This window comes from Flavobacterium sp., assembly GCF_047602195.1.
Taxonomy (GTDB): domain Bacteria; phylum Bacteroidota; class Bacteroidia; order Flavobacteriales; family Flavobacteriaceae; genus Flavobacterium.
This window is the reverse complement of record NZ_JASGHW010000004.1, coordinates 2,130,259-2,142,379: the sequence shown is the minus strand read 5'-3', so window position 1 is coordinate 2,142,379 and position 12,121 is coordinate 2,130,259. Positions and strand designations below refer to the sequence as shown.

The following is a 12,121-nucleotide window of genomic DNA, read 5'->3' as shown; positions in this document are numbered from 1 at the left end:
CAACTATTCCGCACCATGTTTAAGAAACTGCTTCGAACGTTTGAAAAATGGCTCCTTTGGGGACAGCGCAAACTCACGAACAAACAGTTCATTTTCCTTTCGGCGGTCCTGGTCGGGATTTCAGCGGCCTTTGCGGTAATTGTGCTCAAGACGTTTGCGCACTCGGTGTTTCGGTTTGCGACTTACATCAACGGCATCCTCAAATTAAGCTTCATCAACAGCGTACTGCCGATTGTCGGCATTCTTCTCACGGTATTTGTGGTCAAGAAATTACTCGGCGGCACCATCGAAAAAGGCACTTCGCAAATCCTGTTTGCTGTGGCCAAAAAAGCCGGCATCATTCCCAAAAAGCAAATGTACGCACAGATTGTGACGAGTTCCCTGACCGTCGGTTTGGGCGGTTCGGCCGGACTCGAAAGCCCGATTGTGATTACGGGCGCGGCTTTCGGATCGAATTACGCGCAGCAATACCGGCTCGGTCAAAAAGAACGGACATTGCTCATTGGCTGTGGTGTCGCTGCCGGAATTGCCGCGGCGTTCAACGCACCGATTGCCGGGGTTCTGTTTGCCATCGAAGTCTTGCTGGTCGATGTGAGCATTTCGGCCTTTACCCCAATCATGATTTCGGCTGCGACCGGTGCGCTGGTTTCCGCAATCGTCCTCGATGAAAGCATTTTGCTCAAGTTCAACCAACAGCAGACTTTCGATTACCACAACATTCCATTTTATATGCTGCTCGGCGTATTTACGGGATTGATTTCGATTTATTATTCGCGCAATTTCCAGCGTACGGAACATTTTTTCTCGAGGCTCAAATTCGGGCCGTACAAGAAAGCCTTGATTGGCGCCTGCATTTTGTCGCTGCTCATTTTTGCGTTCCCGACACTATTCGGCGAAGGATACGAAAGCATCCGTACGTTATCGGAAAGCGACCCGGGGCAATTGCTCGAAAACACCCTGTTCAGTGAATTTCGCAACAACCAACTGATGTTGCTTTTGTTCGTTGGATTGACGATGCTGATGAAAGCATTCGCCACGGGAATCACCTTGGGCAGCGGCGGAAACGGCGGCAACTTCGCTCCCTCGTTGTTTTTGGGTTCGTATGCGGGGTTCTTTTTTTCGCGCGTGTTGAATCTGACCGGATTTCATTTACCCGTGAGCAACTTCACGATGGTCGGCATGGCAGGCATCCTGAGCGGTTTGTTCCATGCGCCCTTGACGGCCATCTTCTTGATTGCAGAAATTACGGGCGGTTATGATTTGATGATTCCGCTGATGATGGTTTCCTCGATCAGTTTTGCGATTTCGAAGCGCTTCGAGAAACATTCGCTCGACGTGAAAAACCTCGCCAAAAAAGGACATGCGTTTACAAGCAACAAAGACACGAACATCCTTTCGACGCTCGACACCGAGAAAATCATCCAGACCGACCTGCATACGATTACCCCTGATGAAAACCTCGAAAAATTGGTCGATCTGATCTCGCATTCGAACCAGGTCATTTTTGGCGTGACCGACAAGGAAAACCAATTGCTCGGCATTGTATATTTTAATGACATCCGCGAAATTATTTTCAGTAACTTTAAGGTGAAATATACGCCCGTCAAGGAAATCATGACCCAGCCCAAAGCGATTGTTTACCCAACCGATACGATGGAAACGGTGATGAACAAATTCGAAAAAACCAACGTCTTGTTCCTGCCGGTCTTAAAGAATGGCCTGTACCACGGATTCATTTCGAAAGCCGCCGCGCTCGAGGCGTATCGCGAAAAACTCAAATCGATGATCATCGAGTAAACCAAATAAAGCAGCGCATGTTGAAGAAAGCGATCTTATTGCTACTGTTGTGCGGATGTTCAGTCCAAGCCCAGCAAACCCAACCCACGGCAAGTGTCGAAAAAGCCTTGTTTGCCGTCGAGGTCGGGTTGGTCGGATTTTGGGCCCATGCCGAAATGAAAATGGCCAGCCATTGGGCGCTGCGCACCGAAATCGGGGCCGAAACTTTTACCGTGACCTACCACGACCACGAAACCGAAACCCTGCTCGCCCCAGTTGTATCGGTAGAACCCAAATGGTATTACAATTTGGACAAACGCCTCAAAATGGGCAAAAAGACCCAAGGCAACAGCGGCAATGCGTTTTCGGTCAAGGTCAATTACAACCCGCATTTTATATTGGCCGGTGATGATTTTGTTCCCAAACCCAACCACATCGCCATCCTTCCCAAATGGAGCCTGCGCCGGCAATACGGCAAACACTTTACGCTCGAAACCGGCATCGGCATCGGACCGATTTTTTACCTCGGCGACGACAACCTGTACAAGCACGCCGAGACTTTTTTCGATGGCATGTTCCGGATCGGCTATACTTTTTAGACCGCAATCTTTAACAAAACGTTTCCAATTCGACTGCTGAAAAAAGCGCGGAAAATGTTAACTTTGTGTCCCGACTTTTTTACGGGTCAAGAAAAAATATGCCTGAAACAGAGAATACTATAGAAGTCCTGGGCGCGCGCGTCCACAACCTCAAAAACATCGACATCACCATTCCACGCGAACAACTCGTCGTCATTACCGGACTTTCGGGTTCGGGAAAATCTTCACTCGCGTTCGACACGATTTACGCCGAAGGCCAACGCCGGTACATCGAGACGTTTTCGGCTTATGCGCGCCAATTCCTCGGCGGACTCGAACGTCCCGATGTGGACAAGATCGACGGACTGTCGCCCGTGATAGCGATTGAACAGAAAACCACGAGCAAATCGCCGCGTTCGACCGTGGGCACGATTACCGAAATCTACGACTTCCTGCGTTTGCTTTTTGCACGTGCGGGTGAAGCCTACAGCTACAATACGGGTGAAAAAATGGTCAGCTATTCCGACGAACAGATCAAGGAATTGATCATTCAAAACTTCATCGGGAAAAAAATCAATATTTTGGCGCCTGTCATCCGTGCCCGAAAAGGACATTACGGTGAATTGTTCCAGCACATCGCCAAGCAAGGATTTTTGCGCGTCCGCGTTGACGAGGAACTCAAGGAAATTACGCCGGGCATGAAGCTCGACCGGTACAAGACACACGACATCGAGATCGTCATCGACCGTATGCTCGTAGAAGACACGCCCGACAACGACAAACGACTGTCGGAAAGCATCAACACGGCAATGTACCACGGCGAGGACATCCTGATGGTTTTGGACAACGATACGAATGAAGTACGCTTTTTCAGCCGCAATCTGATGTGCCCGAGTACCGGAATTTCATACCAGAACCCCGAACCGAATTTGTTTTCGTTCAACTCGCCCAAAGGCGCCTGCGACAACTGCAACGGACTCGGGACGGTCAACGAAATCAATATCAAAAAGATCATCCCTAACCCGAAACTGTCGATCAAATCGGGTGGCTTTGCACCGCTCGGCGAATACAAGAACACCTGGATCTTCAAGCAACTCGAAATCATTGGCGAGAAATTCGGTTTCAAATTGACCGACCAGATCGAGAAAATTTCCGACGAGGCGATGGAGGTTATTTTGCATGGCGGCAAAGACAAATTCTCGGTAGAATCGAAAACACTGGGCGTCACCAAGGAATACAAAATCGAGTTCGAAGGCATCTCGCATTTCATCAAGAACCAGTTCGAGGAAACCGAATCGACGAGCATCAAGCGTTGGGCAAAGGAATTCATGGACGAGGTGGAATGCCCGGTCTGTGAAGGCTCACGCCTCAAAAAAGAAGCGATGTATTTCAAGATCGACGAGAAAAACATCGCCGATTTGTCGAACATGGACATTTCCGATTTGACGAAATGGTTCGACCAGCTCGACCAGCATTTGTCCGAAAAACAAAAACTGATTGCCACCGAAGTCGTCAAGGAAATCCGCGACCGACTGCACTTTCTCGTCAACGTAGGCTTGGATTATCTGGCGCTTGCGAGAAGTTCCAAATCGCTTTCGGGCGGTGAGGCACAGCGCATCCGATTGGCGACACAGATTGGTTCGCAACTCGTGGGCGTGCTGTATATTTTGGACGAACCGAGCATCGGTTTGCACCAGCGCGACAATGAAAAATTGATCAAATCCCTGGAACAATTGCGCGACATCGGCAATTCGATTTTGGTGGTCGAGCACGACAAGGACATGATCGAACGCGCCGATTACGTCATTGACATCGGGCCCAAGGCCGGAAAATACGGAGGCGAAATCATCAGCATCGGCACGCCGAAGGAAACTTTGGAACACCATACGCTGACCGCGCAATACCTCAATGGCGAAAAGCAAATCGAGGTTCCGAAGAAACGCCGCAAAGGTTCGGGGAAATCATTGAAATTGGCCGGCGCGAGCGGCAACAACCTCAAAAACGTTTCGATAGAGATCCCGCTCGGACAACTCGTTTGTGTGACGGGTGTTTCGGGCAGCGGTAAATCGACGTTGATCAACGAGACGCTCTACCCTATTTTGAACGCGCATTTTTTCAATGCGGTCAAGAAACCGAAACCGTATAAGAAAATCGAAGGTTTGGAACACATCGACAAGGTCATCGACATCGACCAAAGTCCGATTGGACGTACGCCGCGTTCGAATCCTGCTACTTATACCGAAGTATTTTCGGAAATCCGGAATTTATTCACGATGACTTCCGAGGCGATGATCCGCGGCTACAAAGCCGGGCGTTTCAGCTTTAACGTCAAGGGCGGACGTTGCGAAACCTGCGAAGGCTCGGGGGTTCGGACGATCGAGATGAACTTCTTGCCCGATGTGTATGTGGAATGCGAAACCTGCCAAGGCAAGCGCTTCAACCGCGAGACCTTGGAAATCCGCTACAAAGGCAAATCGATTTCGGATATTTTGGACATGACGGTGGATGAAGCCGTTCCGTTTTTTGAAAACATTCCGAAAATCTATAGAAAAATCAAGACGATTCAGGATGTAGGCTTGGGCTATATTACGCTAGGCCAGCAAAGTACGACACTTTCAGGCGGTGAGGCGCAACGCATCAAACTCGCGACCGAATTGTCGAAAAAAGACACCGGAAATACGTTCTACATCATGGATGAACCCACGACGGGCTTGCATTTCGAGGACATCCGCGTACTGATGGAAGTCATCAACAAACTTGTCGACAAAGGCAATACGATCCTGATCATCGAGCACAATATGGACGTGATCAAGCTCGCCGATTACATCATCGATATCGGGCCCGAAGGCGGCAAAGGCGGTGGAACGGTTGTGGCAGTGGGAACACCGGAGGAAGTGGCGAAGAATAAGAAAAGTTATACGGCGGAGTTTCTCAAGAAAGAACTGTAATCTGAAAAAGTTTTGCTAATTCGGATAAACCGTGTACTTTAGCGCGCTTTTTAAAATTAGTCAATTAGAAAATGAGCCAATTAGACAATCTGAACAATTATCTAATTTCCTAATTCACTAATTTTCTAATTAACAAAATAAAAAATATGAGATTAGAAGATTTCGACAACGACGAAGACAAAGTCATCCAGGACAAACTCAAACAAAAATCGTGGAATGAGATCCGCGCCAACGATAGCTGGGCGATTTTCAAGATCATGAGCGAATTTGTGAACGGCTATGAGACGATGGGGCGCATCGGGCCCTGTGTTTCGATTTTCGGATCGGCGCGCACCAAACCCGACAACCATTTCTACCAATTGGCCGAGAAAATCGCGTTCAAGATTTCGAAAGCCGGTTATGGCGTCATCACGGGCGGCGGACCTGGAATCATGGAGGCCGGTAACAAAGGCGCGCACCTGGGCGGCGGGACTTCGGTGGGATTGAACATCGAATTGCCGTTTGAGCAGCATTTCAACCCGTACATCGACCGCGACAAGAACTTGAATTTCGACTATTTCTTTGTACGCAAGGTCATGTTCGTCAAGTATTCGCAGGGGTTTGTCGTGATGCCGGGCGGTTTCGGCACCTTGGATGAAATGTTCGAGGCAATCACGCTGATCCAGACCAAAAAAATCGCAAAATTTCCGATCATTCTAGTCGGCACCGAGTTCTGGAGCGGGCTGATCGAATGGGTCAAGACGATACTTGTGGAAAAATACGCCAACGTGTCGCCCGAAGACATGAACCTGATCAAAATCGTGGATACCGAAGACGAAGTCGTCGAAGTCCTTGACAAGTTCTATAAAAAGTACGATTTGAGTCCGAATTTCTAAAAGCTGTCCAGTACAGCTTTTTTTATACACCAAAAGTTAATATATTGCTGGAAAATACTACAAACCGCGCTTCGCCGTTATGTTTGTGCTAAGAAAAAGAATCGTTGAAGTTTATTAATAAAATTGCTGTTGGTCTCGTTTTGCTTTTGACGTTGGGGTTGCACGCGCAGCACCGGTCGAAGTTGGTCGTTTCGGTTGATACCGAGTCACATACCTTGACTGTTTCACAGCAATTGACTTATGTAAACAAATCTGCCAAAACTCTAAACACAATCGTACTCAACGATTGGAACAATGCGTATTCGGACCGGAATTCATTGTTGGGCGAACGTTTTTCGGATGAATTTGTGCGCAGTTTCCATTTGGCCAAGGCGAAGGAACGCGGCAATACGAATTCGGTTGTCGTTACCGATGCGCAGAATTCGGCCTTGAATTGGACGCGTCCGAAATTGGATTTGGTGGAAGTCACTTTGAATCAACCGTTGGCACCGCAGCAGCAAATCGTTTTGAACCTGAACTATGTCGTCAAACTGCCATCGGACCAATTCACCAAATACGGTTACGACAGCAACAACAACCTCACGCTCAAGAATTGGTTCCTCGCTCCTGCCCGATTCTCCGAAGACCATTTCGTACGCAACAGCAATGCGAATCTTGACGATATCGTCAATGGGCTTTGTGATTATGATTTGGAAGTCCATGTGCGCGGAACGATTGAAGTCACTTCTGATCTCGATGAAGTCGGTAAGAACCAAACCGCCGAAGGAATCTCGTATTCCTTCTCGGGACAAAACCGGAATGATTTCAGCCTGTATGTCAACCAACGATCGGATTTCTACAGTTTCAAGAATGCGCGTGTCGATGTGCTGACCGATCTTAAAGACACCAAACTCGATGGCATCCAAAAAGCAATCATCATTGACCGCGTCGTGAATTTCGTAGGCGAAAACATCGGCGATTATCCGTTCGAAAAAATGACGGTTTCGCAGGTCGATTATGAGCGCAACCCGTTTTACGGTTTGAACCAGTTGCCGTCTTTCCTGAGTCCGTTCCCGAACGATTTTCTGTACGAACTCAAGTTCCTCAAGACCTACACGAACAATTTTCTCAAGAACAGCCTTCACCTCGACGGCCGTAAGGACAACTGGGTGTACGATGCGATCCAGATGTATGTGATGATGAAATACATCGACGAATACCGTCCTGAAAGCAAGATGATGGGCAGTTTGTCGAAGTGGAAACTGCTCCGGAGCTATTACATCATCAACCTGCAATTCAATGAGCAATACAGCTATTATTACATGCTCATGGCGCGCAAGAATTTGGACCAGCCGCTCGGTGATTCAAAGGAAACGCTGATCCGTTTCAACGAAAAGATTGCGTCGAAATACCGCGCGGGTTTGAGTTTGAAATATTTGGACAATTTCCTCAGCGATTCGATCGTGCCGCGCAGCATCAAGTTGTTTTACCGTGACAATATCGGCCAAACCACCGACCGTTATCACTTTGAAAACCAAATCGAAGCGATGACCAATAAAAAAGTCGAATGGTTTTTCAGGACGGTGATCGAATCGCGTGACATCATCGATTACAAATTTGGCGAGGTGACGAAAACCGCTGATTCGATCACGATGAACATCAAGAACCGCACGGGAACAACCGTTCCTATTCCTGTTTATGGCATCAAGGACAAAAAGATTGTGTTCAAAGAATGGTTCGAAAACATCCAAACCGACAGTACCTTCACCGTCAAGCGCAACAACGCCGACAAGATTGTACTGAACTACAACAATGAAGTTCCCGAATTCAACCTGCGCAACAATTGGCGTTCGCTCAAGGTCTTTTTCGGCAACGACCGTCCGTACAAATTTGCCTTTTTGAAAGACCTCGAAAATCCGCATTACAACCAGATCATTTACGTCCCGACGCTGACCTATAATTACTACGACGGACTCTCGCCCGGCATCAAGTTCAGCAACAAGACGATGCTCGACAAACCGTTTATCTTCGATTTGAATCCGGTGTATTCGACCAAGACGCAATCGCTGAGCGGCAGCGCGGGTTTTTCGATCAACCAGTACCGCCGCGACAGCCGACTGTTCAACATCCGTTATGGAATGAGCGGCTCCTATTACCATTACGCACCTGATGCGGCTTATTTGAAGTTGAGCCCTTCGGTCAATTTCCTGATCCGCGAGAAAGATTTCCGCGACAATAAAAAACAAGGCATCAATTTGCGTTACAGCATCGTGCGCAAGGACCATTCGGAAATCGTGATCGACAGCAGCGAAAATTATGCGGTGCTGAATGCGCGTTATTCGAATTCGCGAACCGAAATCAACAACCATTTCAATTACAACACCGATGTACAGGTGTCTAGCGAATTCTCTAAACTTTCGGGCGAATTGCAGTACCGCAAGTTGTTCGACAACAACCGACAGTTCAACATCCGTTTCTTTGCCGGAACGTTTGTGCACAACAATACCGACAGCGATTATTTCGATTTTGGCTTGTCGAACCCGAACGATTATTTGTTCGACTACAATTTCTTCGGGCGTTCGGAAGAAACCGGTCTGCTGAGCCAACAGATCATCCTGGCCGAAGGCGCGTTCAAATCGAAACTCGCCCCGAAACGTGCCAACCAGTGGATGGCCACGACCAACGTGAGTTTCAGCATCTGGAACTGGATCGAAGCCTACGGCGATGCGGGTTTTGTCAAGAACCACCACAACAGCGAGAAATTCCTGTACGACAGCGGCATCCGGCTCAATCTGGTGACCGATTATTTTGAATTGTATTTCCCGGTTTACTCGAACAACGGCTGGGAAATCGCACAATCGCATTACAACGAGAAAATTCGCTTTATAGCGACTTTTAGCCCAAAAACGCTTATCAACCTTTTTACAAGAAAATGGTTTTAATCGCAAAGAAAAAAGCGAATCCTTAGCAATAATTTTACATTTGACTTATTTCATTGAAAATAACTCAGCAAATACCGCCGAAATGGATTTTCAATTTGCGATTTATTTTTCGGAGGCTGTAAAAATCAATACTCTTTTTACCTAAATTTGTGTTCCTAAGTAAGAAAAAATACCACCTTTTATGACACAAACAGAAACCAATACGGCCTCACTTACTTTTGAAGATTTCAAGAAAGAAGTCCTCAACGACTACAAAATTGCAATCGTCAGCCGCGAATGCAGTTTGCTGGGCCGACGGGAAGTTTTGACGGGAAAGGCCAAATTTGGCATCTTCGGCGACGGCAAGGAAGTGCCGCAGCTTGCCATGGCCAAGGCTTTCCGCAATGGCGATTTCCGTTCGGGGTATTACAGGGACCAGACTTTTATGATGGCCATCGGCGAATTGACGATTGAGCAATTCTTCGCCGGATTGTACGGCCATACCGATATCAACCACGATCCGATGAGTGCCGGACGCCAGATGGGCGGGCATTTTTCAACCCACAGTTTGAACACCGATGGTTCGTGGAAAGATTTGACCCAACAGAAAAATTCAAGCGCCGATATTTCACCGACCGCCGGACAAATGCCGCGACTCGTAGGATTGGCCCAGGCTTTCGAAGATTTTCCGCAACGTGGCCGGAATCGACACGACGAATTTTTCGGTCAATGGAAATGAAGTCGCCTGGGGAACGATCGGCAACGCCAGTACGTCCGAAGGTTTGTTTTTTGAAGCCATCAACGCCGCCGGGGTCTTGCAGATCCCAATGGTGATGAGTGTCTGGGATGACGAATACGGAATTTCGGTTCACGCCAAACACCAAACGACCAAAGAAAATATTTCTGAAATCCTCAATGGTTTCCAGCGAGACGAGAATAACAAAGGATACGAAATCATCCGTGTCAAAGGATGGGATTATGCCGAACTGGTTTCGGTGTACGAACGCGCTTCGCAAATTGCACGCGAGGAACACGTACCGGTTTTGATCCACGTGATCGAATTGACGCAGCCACAGGGCCACTCGACATCAGGTTCGCACGAGCGTTACAAAAATGCCGACCGTCTGCAATGGGAAAGCGATTTCGATTGCATCAAACAGATGCGGGAATGGATGATAACCTACAGCATCGCGACCGAAGCCGAAATGGATGCGATCGATGCGCAGGCCAAGAAAGACGTACTCGAAGGCAAGAAAGCCGCCTGGACCGCCTTTACCGAACCGATCAAGAATGAAAAAGCCGAATTGGTTGCTTTGCTCGAAAACATCGCTTCTTTCGAGCATCAATAAAGTGTTCATCCAAAAATACATCAATGATTTAGCCGATATCAAGGAACCGATCCGCAAGGATTTGTTGACCATTGCACGTAAGGTGTTGCGCATGATTGTCAAGGAAAACGGACGTGCCGAACTGGCTTCGTGGATTGCGAATTATACCGAAAAAATCCAACCCAAATTCAGCTCGAACTTATTCTCGGAATCCAAAGAAAATGTGTTTTCGGTTTCGGAAGTATTGCCGACTTACAACGACAATGCAGAAGAAGTCGATGCACGCCTGGTGATCCGCGACAATTTCGATGCGATTTTCACGAAATACCCCAACACGATGGTTTTTGGCGAAGATGCCGGAAACATCGGCGACGTGAACCAAGGTCTTGAAGGCATGCAGGAGAAATATGGCGAATTGCGCGTGGCCGACGTGGGCATCCGCGAAGCGACGATTCTCGGACAAGGCATCGGTTTGGCCATGCGTGGCCTGCGCCCGATTGCCGAAATCCAATACCTTGATTATTTGTTGTACGCGATCCAGATCATGAGCGACGATCTCGCGACTTTGCAATACCGTACCCAGGGCAAACAAAAGGCACCGCTCATCATCCGAACACGCGGACACCGTCTTCGAAGGCATCTGGCATTCGGGCTCGCCGATGGGTATGATCATCAATGCGGTACGCGGCATCCACGTTTTGGTGCCGAGAAACATGACAAAGGCGGCAGGTTTTTACAATACGCTGTTGCAAACCGACGAACCGGCTTTGGTCGTCGAATGCCTGAACGGCTACCGCCTCAAGGAAAAAATGCCAACGAATTTGGGTGAATTCAAGACGCCGATCGGTGTGGTGGAAACCCTCAAACAAGGAAGCGACATTACGCTGGTTTCCTATGGTTCGACTTTGCGCTTGGTGGAACAAGCGGCCAAAGAATTGCTCGAAATCGGGATCGATTGTGAAATCATCGACGTACAATCGTTGTTGCCTTTCGATGTCAACCACGACATTGTCAAGAGCGTCATGAAAACGAATCGTCTGCTGGTGATCGACGAGGACGTTCCGGGTGGTGCCTCGGCGTTCATTCTGCAACAGGTCATCGACGAACAGGGCGGTTACAACTACCTCGACAGCAAACCGCAAACGCTCACGGCAAAGGCACACCGTCCGGCTTATGGCACCGATGGCGATTATTTCTCCAAACCATCTGCCGAGGACATTTACGAAAAAGTCTATGCGATGATGAACGATGTCGACCCAGGAAAATATCCGACATTGATTTGATTCCAGTTCATACAATCCAAAAGCCGACACCAAAAATGTCGGCTTTTTTAGTTCTCAAATCTTAAAAGATTAACCGCGTATCTTGTAAAAGTGAACCGGTAAGGATATTTTAATTTTATCCCGAACACAATAAAAACACAACATGAAAAAAATACTGCTCGCAGGAATAATATCGGTCGCTTTATTGACTGCCTGCAAAAACGAAGTCCCGTCGGCACCTGCAGAGCCGGCAGCGGTTCCATCCACGCCTGCGCCCGCCCTGCCCGAGACGCCTGAACCAGAAGTGCCACAGCAAAAAGAAGGCACCTCGGTACAGATCGGCCCCGATGGCGTAAAGGTCCAAAACAAAAACGGCGACAAAAAAACCGGGGTCAAGGTCGAAGATGGAAAAATCACCGTAGATGCGCGATCGCCCCAATAACTTAAAGTTTTG

6 protein-coding genes and 1 pseudogene are annotated in these 12,121 nt (G+C 48.2%); all 7 read left to right on the top strand.

Annotation, left to right across the window (positions count from 1 at the left end; all coding sequences use genetic code 11):
* Window positions 1-15 precede the first annotated feature (15 nt).
* The 7 genes and pseudogenes from QM717_RS15720 (at window position 16) to QM717_RS15690 (ending at window position 12,109) form a co-directional block, all read left to right on the top strand.
* Window positions 16-1,797, top strand: coding sequence for a chloride channel protein (locus QM717_RS15720; protein WP_415038861.1), 1,782 nt, complete (start codon window positions 16-18; stop codon window positions 1,795-1,797).
* 17 nt (window positions 1,798-1,814) lie between these two features.
* Window positions 1,815-2,375 (top strand): hypothetical protein, encoded by a 561-nt coding sequence (locus tag QM717_RS15715; RefSeq protein ID WP_415038859.1) that lies wholly within the window; start codon window positions 1,815-1,817, stop codon window positions 2,373-2,375.
* A 98-nt stretch (window positions 2,376-2,473) separates the two neighbouring features.
* Window positions 2,474-5,302, top strand: coding sequence for an excinuclease ABC subunit UvrA (gene uvrA / locus QM717_RS15710; protein WP_415038857.1), 2,829 nt, complete (start codon window positions 2,474-2,476; stop codon window positions 5,300-5,302).
* Window positions 5,303-5,448: 146 nt separating this feature from the next.
* A complete protein-coding gene (locus QM717_RS15705) occupies window positions 5,449-6,177 on the top strand; it encodes a TIGR00730 family Rossman fold protein (protein ID WP_415038855.1) in 729 nt (242 codons plus the stop codon).
* A 104-nt stretch (window positions 6,178-6,281) separates the two neighbouring features.
* The gene (locus QM717_RS15700) at window positions 6,282-9,098 is read left to right on the top strand and encodes an aminopeptidase (protein WP_415038853.1); all 2,817 of its coding nucleotides are present in this window, start codon (window positions 6,282-6,284) and stop codon (window positions 9,096-9,098) included.
* Between the two features lie 181 nt (window positions 9,099-9,279).
* Window positions 9,280-11,688, top strand: a pseudogene (locus QM717_RS15695) (thiamine pyrophosphate-dependent enzyme).
* 142 nt (window positions 11,689-11,830) lie between these two features.
* A complete protein-coding gene (locus tag QM717_RS15690) occupies window positions 11,831-12,109 on the top strand; it encodes a hypothetical protein (RefSeq protein WP_415038851.1) in 279 nt (92 codons plus the stop codon).
* Window positions 12,110-12,121: the final 12 nt, after the last annotated feature.